Below are 15,951 nucleotides of genomic sequence, written 5' to 3'. Positions count from 1 at the left end.
TGATTGCTATCATTTGATCATGAAGACCGATGAGCGGCACCGCCTGATTGCCGAAGTCCTTCGGCGCCAGTCGGAGGCGAGCGTAGAGGACCTGATGCGTGCCTGCAGCGCGTCCGGCGCCACCATCCGCCGCGACCTGGAGGTGCTTGCCGCCCGCGGCGTCCTGCGCCGGATCCACGGCGGAGCGAAAAGCCTGATCGGCGGCGGGGAAAATCCCGGGTACGGCCAGCGCGAACTGGAGGACCAAGGGGCCAAGAAGCGCATCGCAGCTGCCGTGTGCCACCTGATTCGGGACCGGGAACAGGTGTGGCTGGACAGCGGCAGCACGGCTACCGAGGTTGCCCGCGCCTTGGCCGGCAGGGAACTGACGCTGATGCCGATGTCCCTCCAGGCGCTGAACGCCGCAGGCGCTGGAGGCAACGCGTTGGGCGTGCGCCCCGCACTGCTGCTTCCGGGCGGCGGCCTGGTGCCCGGTGAACTGTGCTTCCGCGGACCCCTTGCCGAATCCAACATCCGGTCGCTGCGCTTCGACACCGCCGTGGTCACGCCCTGCGCAGTTGACGGAAAGGACGGGCTGCTGGCCCATGACCTGGATGACGCGGCGGTAAAGCGCGCCGGCCTGGAATCCGCGGCACGAGTCATCCTTGCGGCCTCCGCGGCAAAATGGCACGCACACGCCCGCGCGCTGGTCTCCGGCCTCGACCGGGTGGATGTTGTGGTCACGGACCGGACGTTCAGTACCGAAGAACTCGCCCAACTCGACCGATACTCTGTGGAAGTAGTCAACGTATGAGCACCAACACCGGAACGGACCAGCATGCGGGCATCAAAGCCGCGGCGGTAGCCACCTTCGTGGTCTTTGGCATCAACGGACTCGTTTTCGCCAGCTGGGCGGCACGCATCCCCGCGGTGACGCAAACACTGCAGATCACGTCAGGCCAAATGGGCACCCTGCTGCTGTGCACAGCCGTGGGCTCGCTTTTGGCGCTGCCCACTGCCGGGCTGGTGGTCGGCAGGATAGGTACCGCCAACACCGTCCGCTTTGCCGGCCTCCTGGCAGCCGCGGCAGGAGTGGGCATCGCCATGTCGCTCTCCGCCACGTCCATCCCCGGAACGGCGGTGTCCCTGTTCTTCTTTGGCATTGGCATCGGCCTCTGGGACGTGGCGCAAAACATCGAAGGGGCCGACGTCGAACACAAGCTCCGGCGGACGGTCATGCCCCAGTTCCACGCCGCGTTCAGCGGTGGTGCGTTCGTAGGGGCGCTGGTGGGTGCCGGCCTGTCGAACCTCGGAGTGGACCTTCCGCTGCACCTGGTGGCGATAGCAGCGGTAGTGGTGGTGGTGGCACTGGCCGCCCCCCGCTTCTTCCTGCCCCACATCGCCGCCGCGGCGCCGGCGGAGGGTGAACCGAAGCCGGCGAAGGGCCCATCGGCGTGGCGCGATGCCCGCACCATCCTCATTGGCGTGGTGGTCCTTGGCGCCACCCTCACAGAGGGCGCGGGCAACGACTGGATTGCCAAGGCCTCAGTGGATGGCCTCGGAACCTCGGAATCAACCGGGGCGCTCATGTTCGCGCTCTTTGTCCTGGCCATGACGGCGATGCGCTTCCTCGGGGGCCGCGTCATCGACAGGTTCGGCCGCTCTGCCGTCCTGCGGGCAAGCATGGCCGCCGCCGCGGCAGGCCTGGGCCTGTTCGTCCTGGCCAGCAACATCTGGCTTGCGGCGGTGGGTGCGGCCCTGTGGGGCGTAGGCGCTGCACTGGCCTTCCCGATGGGCATGTCCGCAGCCGCGGATGATCCCCGCCACGCAGCCGCACGGGTCTCCGTTGTATCCACTCTTGGGTATATTTCTTTCCTCGCCGGCCCGCCGTTACTTGGCTACCTCGGCGACCTGACAGGAATCCATACCGCCCTGCTGGCCATCATGGTCCCCATCCTGGTGGCACTGCTGCTGGCCGGCGCAGCGAAACCGCTGAAAGTTGAACAGGCGGCCGACGCGGCCTAGGACTACGCGGCCATGGGGTTAGGGTGTTCACATGCAGAGCACCCGGCGCGGCGCCCACCGGTGGATTGGCCGCTTGGACAGATACCTCTTGAGGCATGTTTCCAGGCTGCCCGGTGGCGGCCATGATGACTTCTTCCGGCGGCTTTCCGCCTCCGCGAACCATGGCAAACTCTGGATGGGGGTGGCCGCACTCATGGCGCTTTTCCCCGGCAAGACCCGCCGGGCCGCGCTGCATGGCCTGATCGCCCAGGCAGTGGCCTCCGCGGTGACCAACGGGATCTTCAAGACGCTGCTCCCCCGGACCCGGCCGTTGCCCGAACACCTGCCGGTCTTCCGGTTCGTCCATCCGCAGCCCAAGAGTTCCTCCATGCCGTCCGGACACTCGGCGTCGGCGGTAGCTTTTGCCGTGGGGGCAGGCCTGGTGCGTCCTGCCCTGGGGGCAGCCCTGGCGCCTGCGGCCGCCGGGGTTGCGTACTCCCGCGTCCATACGGGGGCCCACTGGCCCTCCGATGTCCTTTTCGGATCAGCCATCGGGGCAGGCGCTGCCTTGGTAACGCGCCACTGGTGGCCGGTCCGCCCGCCCTTTCCGCAGGCTGCGCGGACGTGGACCGACGCCCCCAAGCTTCCCGAGGGCGACGGCCTGAGCATTGTGGTCAACACCCTTGGCGGCTCCTTCACAGAGGAAACCGCCGACGCGCTGCGGGAGGTATTCCCAAAGGCGCATATTAACACCGTGCATCCGGATGAGGATTTGCTGGAGGAGATAGCGGCCACCGCCGATGCCCCCGGTACCCGTGCCCTCGGTGTCTGGGGCGGCGACGGGACCGTCGGTGCCGCCGCCGCGGCCGCCGTCGAACGGTCCATCCCCCTGCTGGTGCTGCCCGGCGGAACCCTGAACCATTTCGCCCGCGACGCCGGCACCGGCAGCCTGAAGGAAGCAGTGGCGGCGGCGACCAACGGCGACGCCGCCCTGGCCGACGTCGGCGTGGTCACCGCAGAACGCGGCCTGGCCGAAAACCCCGAAATCTCCGAACTGATCATGCTGAACACCTCAAGCATCGGCCTCTACCCCAACTTCGTGCGGCGCCGCGAACACCTGCAGCCGGCCCTCGGCAAACCGCTGGCAGGCGTGGTGGCGATGTTCCGGACCTTCGCCGCAGGGACCCCGACCACCTTGACCGTCGACGGGAAACGGCACAAGGTGTGGATCGCCTACCTGGGGCGTGGGCGCTACTACCCCCGTGACCACGCGCCCCTCCTCCGGCCCGTCATGGACGACGGCCTTCTGGACGTCCGCTTGATCACGGCCGACGAATCCTTCGCCAGGATCCGGCTGTTGTGGGCCGTGCTGACCGGAACGGTGGCGGACTCCCGCATCACGCACCTCAGGGAGGCGAAGGACGTCCGGATAGACGCCGGCGGCGCACCCATGGCCCTGGCGGTCGACGGCGAAGCGCTGGCCGGGGTGCGCAGCGTGGCCTACAGCGTGCGGCCCAAGGCATTGGCCTACTACTCGCCACACTCCTGAAGCCCATCACGTGGCGGACAACCCTGATTCGCCCCTGAATCATCCCTGAAACCGGCCCACAAGCGCCGGCGGCCTCGGTAGCGTGGGAAGTGCATTCCGCCCGAACGTCTTCCGCAGCCATGTGCTGCCGTCCAAAGGATCCTTCATGATTGAGGTAAACGGGCTGACCAAGGTCTACGGCGCAAAAACCGCCGTAGCCGGGGTCAGCTTCACCGTCAGGGCCGGCCAGGTGACCGGCTTCCTGGGCCCGAACGGTGCAGGGAAATCGACAACGATGCGCATGATCATGGGACTGGACCGGCCGACGTCGGGCTCTGTCACCGTGAACGGCCTGCCGTACGTCCGGCACAGGGCTCCGCTGCGGGAAGTCGGGGCCCTGCTTGATGCCAAAGCCGTGCACACCAGCCGCAGCGCCTACAACCACCTCCTGGCCATGGCGGCCACGCACAGCATCCCCAAGTCCAGGGTGCATGAAGTCATCGAAATGACCGGCCTCGAAGCGGTGGCCCGTAAGAAGGCCGGCGGCTTTTCGTTGGGCATGGGCCAGCGGCTCGGGATCGCCGCCGCGCTGCTTGGGGACCCGCAGACGCTCATCCTTGACGAACCCGTCAACGGACTCGATCCGGAGGGTGTGGTGTGGGTGCGCAACCTGGTGCGCTACCTGGCTGCCCAGGGGCGGACCGTCTTCCTCTCCAGCCACCTGATGAGTGAAATGGCCCAGACAGCCGACCACCTGATCGTCATCGGCCGGGGGCGGGTGATTGCCGATGCCCCCATCCAGGACATCATCACCGGCAAGAGCCAGGCGCGCACGAAGGTCCGCACGGATGAGCCGGTCCGCCTCAATCAGCTTCTCGCAGGCCGGGGGGCCTCTGTTGCCCACGAGGAGCAGGACCTGCTGGAGGTCACGGGCCTGGACCCCAGGACAATCGCCAGGACCGCCATGGACAACCAGATCATTGTCTACGAACTCACGCCCCTGGTGGCCAGCCTTGAGGAGGCATACATGGAACTGACCAAGGACGACGTCGAATACCACTCGCTGCCCGCGGCGGAGGCAACCAAATGAGCTCAACCACCACCGAACCCATGTCCCCGCGCGAACCGGCGCCATCGAACAGCAGTATGTCCTCCCGAAGCGGTACCCAGCATCTTCCCGGTCCCACTTTCCTGCGGGTGCTCAACTCCGAGGTCATCAAATTCCGGAGCCTCCTCTCCACCCTGATCCTGCTCGCCTCGACCGCAGTGGTGATGGTGGGATTCGGTGCACTTTCCGCCTGGGGCACGGGCCAGTTCGCGGATGCCGCGACCCGCGACCCGCAGGCGGCGGCCCGGATGGCAGCACAGGGCGGCGACCTCGCGGTCAGCGTTCCCACGTCAGGCATCGCCTTCGCGCAGCTGATCCTGGGCTCGCTCGGTGTCCTCCTGATGAGCTCGGAATTCACCACCGGGATGGCACGGTCAACCTTCGCCGCGGTACCCCGGCGCCTGCCTGCCTTTGCCGCCAAACTCGTGGTGGTCATGGTGACGTCGTTCGTGGTCACGGCGGTGTCCACCTGGGTGGCGGGCCTGGTGGCCGTGCCCATCCTGGATAATTACGGCCTGCAGCTGGACCCGGGAAGTTCCCAGTCGGTCAAGCTGCTCCTGGTCAACAGCGTCTATGTCGCAGCCGTGGCCGCCATCGGCATGGCCCTGGGGACGCTGATCCGCAATTCGGCCGGCGGCATCATGAGCCTGGTGGGCATCTTCTTTGTGGCACCCATCGCGTTCCAGCTCATTCCCGGCGACTTCTTCAAGGAGGCCCGGAAGTACCTGCCGGGCAATACCGTCGACCCGCTCACGGCCACTGAACATGTGCCGGACACGCTGGAGGCCTGGGAGGCGGCCCTGGTCCTCGGAGCGTGGGTGGTGGTTCCCCTGCTGCTCGCCGCAGTGCTGCTGAAACGGCGGGACGTGTAAGCCTCCCGTGGTTTCCGGCACATTACAAATGTGCCTGCTGAGCAACTTATCTTGCCTATTACGCCTCCTGCTTGGAGTCCCGTCCTGTTGGCCGTCACCAGATCTGGAGAATCGCACAAAGCCTGGCGCCCGGGGACGGACCTAGGGTAAAACGACGATGTGGCGCACCACACGGCCTGCCCGAAGTGGCCACACCGCCCCAGACCCCCTGCCTCCCCAGGCTATTCCCCAACAGGACGGCGCTCCCATGCAAGACCAACAACTCTCCAAATCCCTGAAACCCAGGCACCTGTCGATGATCGCCATTGCCGGCGTCATCGGTGCAGGACTCTTCGTCGGCTCGGGGGCCGCGATCCAGCAGGCCGGACCCGGCATCCTTATCGCCTACGCTGCCGCCGGCCTTGTGGTCATCCTGGTGATGCGCATGCTGGGCGAGATGGCGGCTGCGAACCCGGAAACAGGATCCTTTTCCACCTATGCAGACAAGGCGCTGGGCCGCTGGGCAGGGTTCAGCATCGGCTGGCTCTATGCCTGGTTCTGGATCATCGTCCTGGGCATCGAGGCCACCGCAGGTGCAGCGATCATGCACCGGTGGGTTCCCGGCATCGACCAGTGGGTGTGGGCCCTTGTCCTCATGGTGCTGCTGACGCTCACCAACCTCGGATCCGTGAAGTCCTACGGCGAGTTCGAGTTCTGGTTCGCCTCCATCAAGGTCGCGGCGATCGTCCTTTTCCTGATCTTCGGCGCCGCCGCCATCCTGGGCCTCATCCCCGGCGTTCCGGCCCCCGGCCTGAGTAACCTGCTGGACAACGGGGGCTTCATGCCCAACGGCCCGGGCGCAGTTTTGGCCGGCATCCTCGTCGTCGTCTTCTCCTTCTTCGGCGCGGAAATCGCCACCATCGCCGCCGGCGAATCCGTGAACCCGGTGGACGCGGTGAAGAAGGCCGTAAAGTCCACGGTCTGGCGCATCCTCGTTTTCTACATCGGCTCCATCGCCGTGGTGGTCACCCTGCTGCCGTGGAACTCCGCCTCCGTGGCCAAGAGCCCCTACGTTGCAGTCATCGAGCTGTTCGGCATTCCCGGTGCCGGCACGATCATGGACGTCGTGGTGCTGACCTCGGTCCTTTCCTGCCTCAACTCCGGCCTGTATACCGCCAGCCGCATGCTTTTCTCGCTCTCGACCCGCGGCGACGCACCCCGCTCGTGGACCCGCATCTCCGGCCGTGGCGTCCCCGCGGCCGCTGTGCTGGCCTCCACCGTGGTCGGCTTTGTCACGGTGGGCCTGAACTACATCGCTCCCGACACGGTCTTCCTGTTCCTGGTCAACACCTCCGGTGCGATCGCCCTGTTCGTCTGGCTGGTCATCTCCGCCTCCCAGCTGATCCTCCGCCGCCGGATGGGCGCGGCAGGCAACGACCTGCAGTTGAAGATGTGGCTTTTCCCCTACCTCACCTGGGCCGCCATCATCAGCATCGTGGCCCTGCTGATCGGCATGGTCATCGTGGAGTCCACCCGCGAGTCGCTGCTGCTCTCCCTGGCGCTGGCCGCCGTCGTGGTGGGCGTGGGAGTCTTCCGGTACCGCCGGAAGGGCACCGCCCAGCCGGCTCTGGCAACCGCCGGAACCCCGGCGGAGGAAGCCCGGCACTAGACTCGGGACCATGCCTTTGCCTTCCTCCGCTGCAGACCACGTCCGCGACCTTGGCACCTACGTCACCGCGTCGCCGTCGAGCTTCCACGCTGCCTCCGAGGGCGGCAGGCGGCTCGAGGAAGCCGGGTTCATCCGGCTGGACGAGCTGCAGCCGTGGGAAGGCGGGGCGGGCCGGTTCTTCGTGATCCGTGACGGCGCCCTCATCGCATGGGTTGTCCCCGAGGGCGCCGGTCCGGCCACCGGATTCAACATCCTCGGCGCCCACACGGATTCGCCGTCCTTCAAGCTCAAGCCCAAGCCCACCACCGGGGCCTACGGCTGGCTCCAGGCCGGCGTGGAGGTGTACGGCGGGCCGCTGCTGAATTCCTGGCTTGACCGGGAACTGCGGCTCGCCGGCCGGCTGGTGATGCTGGACGGAACGGAACACCTGGCAGCCACCGGGCCCCTGCTCCGGTTCCCGCAGCTGGCGATCCACCTGGACCGGGCCGTCAACGAGGGGCTCACCCTGGACAAGCAGCGGCACATGAATCCGGTGTGGGGGCTTGGTGACCCTGCGGGCGCCGACCTGCTGGCCGTCCTGGCTTCCTGCGTGGAGGGCGCGGACGTGGACCCGGCACAGATTGGCGGGTACGACGTCGTCATCGCAGACACGCAGGCACCAGCGGTTTTCGGCGGCAAGGGGGAGTTCTTCGCGTCCGGGCGGCTGGACAACCTTTCCGCCACCCACGCCGGCCTTGCGGCGCTCATCGCGCACGCTTCCGGTTCCGGGGCTTCGGCGGGGGCCCCCATTGCCGTGCTTGCCGCCTTCGACCATGAGGAAATCGGTTCCAATTCACGCTCCGGTGCCTGCGGGCCCATCCTCGAGGACGTGCTGGTGCGCATCTCCGACGGCCTCGGCGCGACGGTGGGCGAACGGCGGCAGGCCCTGGCGGCGTCGTTCTGCCTGTCAGCCGACGCCGGCCACGCGGTCCACCCGAACTATGCCGAGCGGCACGACCCCGCCAACCACCCCGTCCTGAATGGCGGCCCGCTGCTGAAGATCAATGCCAACCAGCGCTATGCCACGGATGCCTTTGGGGCGGCGTTCTGGGCGCGGCTCTGCGCTGAGTCGGGCGTGCCGTACCAGGAATTCGTGTCCAACAACGCCATGCCCTGCGGTTCGACCATTGGACCGCTGACGGCAACCCGCCTGGGCATCCGGACGGTGGACGTGGGCGTGCCGCTGCTCTCCATGCACTCGGCCCGGGAACTGTGCGGGGTGGAGGATCCCCTGCGCCTGGCCACCGTCACGGAGCTGTTCTTCCGCACCGGGCTTTAGTCCACACCCGGGGCGCAGCCCTAGCGGGCCCTGCGGTAGTTGAACACGTCGTGGTCGATCTGGTGGGCGGGAACACCAACCCAGGTTTCGCCGTCGGGCACGTTGCTCAGGATCGCCGCGCCCATTCCGATGGTGGCGTAATCCCCCACGGACGTCCTTTCCCGGACGCTGGAGTTCAAGCCCAGGTAGGCAGCCCTCCCCACCCGGACGCCGCCGCCCAGCGAAACGCCCGCAGCGAACGTCGCAAAGTCTGACACGTCGTCGTCGTACGAAAACGTCACCGAGGGCATGGCCACCACGTGCGCACCCAGCGTCACGGCAGCCGTGAGCGTCACGTTGCGCATCAGGATGCTGCCGCGCCCGATCCGGCAGCCCTCCGGGTACTGCACGGAGGGATCGACGGCGGTGGCGTACCGCGACTCCTGGATCCCCAGGGAGGCCAGGTGCTGCACCACGGATTCGCGCTCCTTGCTGGACGCCAGGCACACCAGCAGGAAGGCGTGCGTGTATTTGGTGGCGTCATCGATGGTCCCCAGGACCGGGGCCCCGTCCACCGTGACGCCGGCCATCTCCTCGTCATCGTCCAGCAAGCCCACAACGTCGTACTGGCCGCTGCTGCGCACCATGGCAAGGACTTCGCGGGCAAGGCCGCTCGCTGCAACGAGGATCAGCTCGCTCACGAGCCCACCGGGTGGGCCGTGTTCCTGATTGCGTTGATGACCCGGTTGATGCTGGCCGTGTCGATTTCATGGAATACCGGGAGCACCAGGGTCCGGTCGCTCAGCCGCTCGGTGCCCCGGAGCGAGGCATTGCCGGTGTCCCGCCACCGGTAGGCCGGCTGGCGGTGGGCCGCGTAGGGCCCCCGGCGGCCGGTGATTCCGGCTTCGGCGAGCCTTCCCAGCAGCGTTTCCCGGGTGGCGGGGAACGTTGGCAGGACTTCCAGCCATAAGGACTGGAAATTGGTGGTGCCGTAGGGCGGATCGGAGACAATCCGCAAACCTTTCAGGCCTGCCAGTGCCTCAATGTACGTGCCGGCGATCTTACGGCGCCGCTCCACCATTTCCGGCAGGCGCTTCAGTTGCACTATGCCGACGGCCGCCTGGAGGTCCGTCATGCGGTAGTCGAAGCCGACTTCCAGGCAGACTTCCCGTGGTGACAGGCACGATTCCCCACTGTCCAGGACGGCCAGGTTGCTTGAATGTTCCCGCAGGGCGCGGGCACGGACTGCCCAGTCGGCCCTGCGGGTGGTGAGCATGCCGCCTTCACCGGTGGTCAGTATGTGGCTTTGATGGAAGGACCAGACAGCCACATCTGCTCCGGCGCCCACCGGCCTGCCCTTATACCGCGAGCCCGCGGCGCAGGCTGCATCCTCGATCACCGTGATCTCATGGCGGTCGCACAATGCCCGGATCGGATCCAGGTCCACCGGAACCCCCGCCTGGTCCACCACGATCACCGCGCGGGTGTCCAGGGTCAGGGCGGCATGGATGGTTTCCGCGGTCACGTTCCCCGTGGCGGGGTCGACGTCGCAGAAGACCGGACGGGCACCCACATAGGTCACGGCGTTGGCCGCGGCGATGAAGGTCAGGGAAGGCACCACCACGTCGTCGCCCGGGCCTATTCCCGCCACCACCAGGGCCAGGTGCAGGGCTGTTGTGAAGCTTGAGGTGGCCACCGCGAAACGGGCACCGTGGGCGAGTGCAAAGCCTGCCTCGAACTCTTTGACCTTCGGGCCCTGGGTTACGCAGCCCGAGTAGACGACATCGGCAAGGGCGTGGGCTTCCTCCTGCCCCAGCCACGGCTTCGTGACTTCTATGCGGGCGACGACGGATTCCGTGGCCACGGGGCACCAACTTTCTTGGGAGGAGCAGGATGGGGGCCGGTATTTTCCTTCACGTGGACCACAAAGTGCTCTTATGCCCGGTGCCGGCGGGTTCCTGTCCGTCCGGTGGTGGCGCAACGGCGGCGGACGCCTGCCCGTCCAGGGCCCGGCTCCGGGTGGCAGCCTCCAGGACTGACAGCACGCGCAGCGCCGGCGCATTGGGCGAGCCCGCCTTCCGCTGGCCGCGGATGCAGTGGGCAAGCTCAGTGGCCAGCCGGGCACGGTTCTCCGCGTCCAGCACCGACACCGGCACTTCATCGTCCTGTTGCTGGAGCAGGATGGGTTCTGCCCAATAGGGTGCGGTGCGGGGTTGTCCGCCCAACAGTCCAGGGTTGAGGAGGCGCAGTCGCTCCTGGACCACCAGGGCATCCCAGGCCAGCGTCAGCCGGGTGCCTGCGATGACCAGCCGGTGGCTCTTCACGTGGCTCAACCTGTTGATGTGAAGATGCACCGGTGCGTCGTTGGGAAGCCTGAAGTACACGTGGCCCACGCAGTCGCGGCCGGTGCCGAGCGGGTCGCCCCCAAAGGCTGACACACCCCGGGGGTTGAGGCCGTCCGGGAGCACGTGGTCCAGGACTGCAAGGCTGTCCGGGGAAAGGTCCCAGAACACGTCACGGTCAGCCTGGGCCAGGCCGGTTTCGGTCCGCCGGGCCTCGATGAACAGGATCTCGCCGAGGGCTTCGCTGTCCACCACTTTCTGCATCCGTTGGACGGCCGGGTCGAAGGAGGCCGCGCTCTTGGCCAGGAGCACCACGCCTTCGCTTTCCGCTTCCGCCGCCATTTCGCGTCCACGTTCGAGGCTGTCGGCGAGCAGTTCTTCCACCAGGACATGTTTGCCGGCGCGCAACGCGGTCATCACTGTCCCGTAAAGGGCACGGTGGGAGGTGGCGATCGCCACCGCGTCCAGTTCGACGCAGTCCAGCAGTTCGTCAATCGCCGCAAAGCTTGGAACATCATCCAGCTTGCGCGAAAGCCGCGCGGCCCTGAGGGGGTCCGCGTCGCAGACCGCCACCAGTTCCCAGTCCGGACTGGCCTGGAAAGCTTTGGCCAGGCCGGCGCCACGCGATCCTGTACCCACCACCGCGGCCCGGAGTTTGCGCGGAACTGCGTGGACCAGGCTTACAGTACTTTCCCAGGGCTCCATGGCTTCCTCTTCCTCAATACCTCAGTAAGCGCCCGAGGGCTGGACCACCGCGCGGAACGTCCGCCACAGGATCAGCAGGTCCCCTGCAATGGACCAGTTCTCGACGTAGTACAGATCCAGCCGCACCGCTTCATCCCAGGAAAGATCAGACCGTCCGTTGATCTGCCAGAGGCCGGTGAGGCCTGGCTTGATCAGGAGGCGCCTGTGGGTGTGGCGCTCGTAGCCGTTGACTTCGCGGGCAAGGGGCGGACGCGGGCCCACCAGGCTCATGTCGCCCGTAAAGACGTTCCAAAGCTGCGGCAGCTCGTCCAGCGAGTACTTCCGCATCCACCGTCCGCATTTAGTCACCCGCGGGTCTTCACGCATCTTGAACAGCACGCCTGCGCCCTCGTTGCTGGTGTTCAGGTGTGCCAGGCGTTCCTCGGCGTCCACCACCATGGACCGGAACTTGTACATACCGAACGTCCGCCCGTCTTTTCCGACGCGTTCCTGCCGGAACAGGACGGGGCCCGGGCTGTCCCGGCGCACGATGGCGGCCAGGAGCAGGAGCACCGGCGACAGGACCAGCAGCGCACAGCCGGCAAGGGCCACGTCCACCACCCGCTTGAGGATGTGTTTTCCACCCGAGTACTGCGGGATGTCGACGTGCATCAGCGGAAGGCCTTCCACCGGCCGCCAATGGATCCTTGGCCCTGCAACGTTCGTCAGGGTTGCCGCCAGCACCATTTCCGCTGAGCACTCCTCCAGCTGCCATCCCAGCTCACGGATGAACCGGTTCCCGCCCGGAAGGGGGCCGGCGATGATCACGGAGTCCGCCGTCGCCAGCCTGGCGGTCCTGGGGATGTCATCGGTTGAGGACAGGACGGGAACGATCTCATCGTCCACCCGAAATTTTGCCCCCCGGCGGGAGCCTGGCAGGCAGACACCCAGGATCTGGTAGACGGGCCCTGACTTCTTCCTGATCTGGTGGACCACGTACCGCACGTCCTCAGGCTCACCCACCACGATGGCGCGGGACAGGTGCCGGCCCTTGGCCTTCTCGGTTGCCAGCCGGCGGCGGAACAGCCAGCGGTTGGCGGTCAAGGCAGTGATCCCCAGGGGCAGCGATACGGTCACGAGGGCGGAGCCGCCATTGATCGAGAACACGACGGCGGCCATCGCCAGCAAACCGAAAACCCGGAACGTTGCGGCGGCCACGCGCTTGTACTCGTCGGCCCCGACGCCCAGGACCTTGGAATCCCGGGTCCTGTTGATTTCCAGGGCGGCCATCCAGATGACCGCCACCGCGGCCGCCGGTCCCGCGCTGGTTCCGTCAAGGAGTGTTCCGCCGCCGGCGGCCATGGAACCCAGGTACACCGCACCCGCCACCATCAGGGAGTCGGTCACCCGCAGGAGGTTGATGTGGGTGGAGATCCAGTCGGCTGACGCTTTGCGGTTCAGGGCCGGGGCGAGGACGCTGGCCGGCCGGGCCGGACCGGGCCGCACTGCAGGGACGGGACGCTCCCCTGCAAGGCTGCCCGCGATCAGGGAGGGCTTCGCCTCGTACGGAATCGTGCGCCATGGGATGGGGCGCCGCTGTCGGGTAATGGGTACTTCTGCCAAGGTAACCCCTTACGGTGTGTCCACCGGTCTTGTGACTGTGAGTCAAAACTAGCTGCGGAAAACAAGGTGAGCAGTGTTTCGGCGGCCGGCTTGTGGGCCCCGCCAAGGAACATTGTGGAAAATGCGGATTGCAGCAGAAGCTGCGGCTGCACTCAGAGAACAGGCAGTACGTACGGCTCCATGACGGGTTTTGCCTTGCTCGCCGCGAGGGCCGTCAGCTGGGCCCGCGATTCAACTCCGAGTTTGCGGTAAATGGCCGTCAGCCGTACTTCCACGGTCCGCACCGAAACGAAGAGCGTGGCGGCGATTTCTTTGTTCCGCATTCCGCGGGCAACCATTTTCGCCAGCACGCGTTCATGGTCGGCGAGGAGCAGCAGGGCAGGGTTCCCCTGCTGGCTTGGTGCCTCCACCCTTTCATCGAGCAGCAACGCATCCACCTGCTGGACCCACGCGTCAGCGCCGATCTCGTCGAACATGACCTTCGCCCGCAGCATCCCGTCACGGGCATCCCGCAGCCGGCCCAGGGCCTTCAGCCGTTCTGCGTAGGCCAGCATGGTCCTGGCCCGCTCCAGCAGGGAATCGCGTGCATTCCGTCCCTCCAGTGCCTGGGCGAACAGCTGCAGTGATTGCTCCCCGTCGGCAAGGATCGCGCGGCTGCGGGCAACCGCAGCCATCAGCCACGGGGACCGCAGGCCCACGGAGCGGCTCTCGAGGTTCACCAGTGCCTGCGTGGCCTCGCGGTGGCGTCCCAGCCGGACCAGTACTTCCACGAGGTCCGCGTCGCACCGCAGCAGGGTGGGACTGCTGAAGCGCAGGCCAATTTCGGCTGCCCGCGACAGTTGGGCAAGCGACTCGGCGAGATCGCCCCGGAGCAGGGCGAAGTGGCCCTGCCATGCCGCAAGCTGCGCCGTGACTGCGGGGTGGCTGTCCGCGCCGGCGTGGCGTTGGGCCTCGGCCGCATACGTGTGGGCCAGGGCCTCGTCGCCCAGCGCGTGCGCCTTCCAGACGCGGAAGACATGCCGCATTCCGCGCAAGTACTTAAGCTGTGGTTCGCGGACCTCCAGTTCATCGATCAGCTTGACTGCTGCCCTGATGTTTCCGGCCCTGATCTCGTTGTCCGCCGCCAGGAACAGTGCGGTTTCCCGCCAGTTGGCATGCGCGGATTCCTGGGAGGCACGGACCCGGGCAAAGATTTCCTGTGCGTGGTCATAGCGCTCCGCGTAGCTGAGTGCCCGGCCCTGGACCAGGAGTGCGGCAAGGCTGCTTTCGCCTTCCGGGTTGTGCTTGCGGCCCAGGTGTTCGCTGCTGCCGCTGATGCATTCGGTCAGCAGCTCCGCCTGTCCTTCGATCTCCAGGCATGCCGCGGATGCGGAATCCTGGAAGTTTTTGGCATAGCCAAGCAGTTCGCGTGCGTCGGCCAGTTCCCACCGCTCGGCATAGTAGATGGCAGCGACGGCCAGGAGGTTCGCGGCGAAGGACGGGTCGTGTTGGCCGAATTCCTTCACCAGGCGCAGCACCATGCTTGAACGCACTGCTGCCCCTTGAATGAAGTCGATCTCAAAGGAGAGGCCCGTCAGCCGCAGGATCAGGGCGGGGTTTCGGGTAATCCGTTGGGCCCACTCCAGGTAGCGCCTGGCATAGACGAACTCCCCGCGGTTGAACAGCAGCTCAGCTACCGTGGCCAGCCGGGCTGCCGTTTCCGCCTCCCAGGGATTGATGCTCAGCGCGCGTTCCACGTATTCGACGGCGAAAGCCACCTCGCCGCCCCGTATCAGGTCTACGGCGTGGCGAAGCAGGCCGAAGGGTGTCTGGCGTTCCAACGCCGTGAAACTGAGGTGCCACCTGCGGGCGTAGGGATCGGTGTCAGCCGAGGCTTCCGCCAAGGCGCGGTGGCTGGCCGTCCGGACGGCCGGCGTCATGGAGGCAAAAATGTAGCCCCGCAGCAGCTGGTCGCGGATTCCGACATACGGGCCCGTCCGGCGGACTATCCCGCGGGTCAGCAGTTCGTCCAGGCCGGCCCAGACGTCCGGCATGACCTTTTCGAGGCTGGGGATGTCGCTCCGGTACGAAAGGGACAGGATGTCCAGGAGGTGACGGGCGGGTGCGCTGAGTCCGCCGACAAGCAAGGCGAATTCCGCCTCAAAGCTGCCCTTGCAGGGCAACGGGACCGGGAGCGCGAATTTGCCCTCCGCGTGCCGCTCCAGGAGCCGGCTGTGGAGTTCGACGGCGGCGAGCGGGTTTCCGCGGCTGGCGGCGGCTACGGCGTGTGCAACAGCCGTCGTTGCCTGCTTGGTGGGGATGGCCTCCAACATCCGTACGGTATCGCTGTAGTTCAGCGGCTGAAGGCACAGCACGGGCAGGCCGCTGAACGGACTGGCCGGGTTATCATCGCGCAGGCAAACGACCAAGGCGATGTCGGTTCCCGCCAGGCGGCGGGCAAGGAATCCGATGACCGCCTGGCTGCACGGATCCAGCTGGTCGGCGTCGTCGATCACGATGACGGTCCGGGCGGATGAGCGCTGGTGCAGGCCGTTGAGGAGCAGTGAGGAGATCGCCGGCACATCCAGGGTTCCGGCCGCGTCGCGCAGCAGCTCATCCGAAATCCTGTTGAGTACGGGATCGTCCATGGCGTTGAGGAGGGCGGTCAGTCCGGACAGGGGCCAGTCCGATTCGAATGCGGTGGCTCCCAGGAAGACCGTCCGGTATTCGGAGAGTGTGGGAATTTCTGAAAGCAACGCGGACTTCCCCACCCCATGTCCGCCGGTGACTGCCAAGGCGGCGTCCTTGGGTCCGCGGATTACGGACAGGACCCTATCCAATTCCTTGTTTCGGCCTAATAAAGACATGGGTCCCCAATTCTCGAAGA

General features: G+C 66.6%; 12 protein-coding genes. 7 read left to right on the top strand and 5 right to left on the bottom strand.

The window, feature by feature from the left end; translation table 11 throughout:
• The first annotated feature begins 19 nt into the window (after positions 1-19).
• From K4G53_RS05085 to K4G53_RS05055, 7 genes are all read left to right on the top strand, one after another.
• On the top strand, positions 20-793 hold the full coding sequence (locus K4G53_RS05085) for a DeoR/GlpR family DNA-binding transcription regulator (protein WP_221384409.1): 774 nt from the start codon (positions 20-22) through the stop codon (positions 791-793).
• Positions 790-2,004, top strand: coding sequence for an MFS transporter (locus K4G53_RS05080; RefSeq protein ID WP_221384408.1), 1,215 nt, complete (start codon positions 790-792; stop codon positions 2,002-2,004). The genes K4G53_RS05085 and K4G53_RS05080 overlap by 4 nt, the downstream gene beginning before the upstream one ends.
• A 31-nt stretch (positions 2,005-2,035) precedes the next feature.
• Positions 2,036-3,532: a bifunctional phosphatase PAP2/diacylglycerol kinase family protein gene (locus K4G53_RS05075; RefSeq protein WP_221384407.1), complete on the top strand. Its 1,497-nt coding sequence runs from the start codon at positions 2,036-2,038 to the stop codon at positions 3,530-3,532.
• Positions 3,533-3,677: 145 nt separating this feature from the next.
• Positions 3,678-4,601 carry an ABC transporter ATP-binding protein gene (locus tag K4G53_RS05070; RefSeq protein WP_221384406.1) on the top strand — a complete coding sequence of 308 codons (924 nt, stop codon included), beginning with the start codon at positions 3,678-3,680 and terminating at the stop codon, positions 4,599-4,601.
• Between the two features lie 56 nt (positions 4,602-4,657).
• Positions 4,658-5,491: an ABC transporter permease gene (locus K4G53_RS05065; RefSeq protein WP_221384756.1), complete on the top strand. Its 834-nt coding sequence runs from the start codon at positions 4,658-4,660 to the stop codon at positions 5,489-5,491.
• Positions 5,492-5,738: 247 nt separating this feature from the next.
• Positions 5,739-7,139, top strand: a complete 1,401-nt coding sequence (locus tag K4G53_RS05060; protein WP_221384405.1) for an amino acid permease — start codon at positions 5,739-5,741, stop codon at positions 7,137-7,139.
• A 10-nt stretch (positions 7,140-7,149) separates the two neighbouring features.
• The gene (locus K4G53_RS05055; protein ID WP_221384404.1) at positions 7,150-8,457 is read left to right on the top strand and encodes a M18 family aminopeptidase; all 1,308 of its coding nucleotides are present in this window, start codon (positions 7,150-7,152) and stop codon (positions 8,455-8,457) included.
• Between the two features lie 20 nt (positions 8,458-8,477).
• On the opposite strand, the gene K4G53_RS05050 is transcribed toward K4G53_RS05055, so the two are convergent.
• From K4G53_RS05050 to K4G53_RS05030, 5 genes are all read right to left on the bottom strand, one after another.
• Positions 8,478-9,137, bottom strand: a complete 660-nt coding sequence (locus K4G53_RS05050; RefSeq protein WP_221384403.1) for a NeuD/PglB/VioB family sugar acetyltransferase — start codon at positions 9,135-9,137, stop codon at positions 8,478-8,480.
• Complete coding sequence (locus K4G53_RS05045) at positions 9,134-10,300, bottom strand: DegT/DnrJ/EryC1/StrS aminotransferase family protein (RefSeq protein ID WP_221384800.1); 1,167 nt, start codon at positions 10,298-10,300, stop codon at positions 9,134-9,136. Before K4G53_RS05045 ends, K4G53_RS05050 begins: the two co-directional genes overlap by 4 nt.
• A 49-nt stretch (positions 10,301-10,349) precedes the next feature.
• The gene (locus K4G53_RS05040) at positions 10,350-11,483 is read right to left on the bottom strand and encodes a Gfo/Idh/MocA family protein (protein ID WP_221384402.1); all 1,134 of its coding nucleotides are present in this window, start codon (positions 11,481-11,483) and stop codon (positions 10,350-10,352) included.
• A gap of 21 nt (positions 11,484-11,504) precedes the next feature.
• Positions 11,505-13,085, bottom strand: coding sequence for a sugar transferase (locus K4G53_RS05035; RefSeq protein ID WP_260323259.1), 1,581 nt, complete (start codon positions 13,083-13,085; stop codon positions 11,505-11,507).
• 152 nt (positions 13,086-13,237) lie between these two features.
• Entirely contained in the window at positions 13,238-15,931 is a 2,694-nt protein-coding gene (locus K4G53_RS05030; RefSeq protein WP_221384401.1) for a LuxR family transcriptional regulator, read from the bottom strand.
• Positions 15,932-15,951 lie beyond the last annotated feature (20 nt).

The organism is Arthrobacter sp. MAHUQ-56, from assembly GCF_019710585.1.
Lineage (GTDB): Bacteria > Actinomycetota > Actinomycetes > Actinomycetales > Micrococcaceae > Arthrobacter.
Note: the sequence above shows the minus strand (reverse complement) of the source record. Positions and strands in the feature narration are given on the sequence as shown.

What these genes read in the sequence shown, in the direction of transcription:
- K4G53_RS05070 (WP_221384406.1), top strand. Translation starts at nt 3,678, where the DNA reads ATGATTGAGGTAAACGGGCTGACCAAGGTCTACGGCGCAAAAACCGCC.
- K4G53_RS05060 (WP_221384405.1), top strand. Translation starts at nt 5,739, where the DNA reads ATGCAAGACCAACAACTCTCCAAATCCCTGAAACCCAGGCACCTGTCG.
- K4G53_RS05080 (WP_221384408.1), top strand. Translation starts at nt 790, where the DNA reads ATGAGCACCAACACCGGAACGGACCAGCATGCGGGCATCAAAGCCGCG.
- K4G53_RS05075 (WP_221384407.1), top strand. Translation starts at nt 2,036, where the DNA reads ATGCAGAGCACCCGGCGCGGCGCCCACCGGTGGATTGGCCGCTTGGAC.
- K4G53_RS05065 (WP_221384756.1), top strand. Translation starts at nt 4,658, where the DNA reads ATGTCCTCCCGAAGCGGTACCCAGCATCTTCCCGGTCCCACTTTCCTG.
- K4G53_RS05085 (WP_221384409.1), top strand. Translation starts at nt 20, where the DNA reads ATGAAGACCGATGAGCGGCACCGCCTGATTGCCGAAGTCCTTCGGCGC.
- K4G53_RS05055 (WP_221384404.1), top strand. Translation starts at nt 7,150, where the DNA reads ATGCCTTTGCCTTCCTCCGCTGCAGACCACGTCCGCGACCTTGGCACC.
- K4G53_RS05030 (WP_221384401.1), bottom strand. Translation starts at nt 15,931, where the DNA reads ATGTCTTTATTAGGCCGAAACAAGGAATTGGATAGGGTCCTGTCCGTA.
- K4G53_RS05040 (WP_221384402.1), bottom strand. Translation starts at nt 11,483, where the DNA reads ATGGAGCCCTGGGAAAGTACTGTAAGCCTGGTCCACGCAGTTCCGCGC.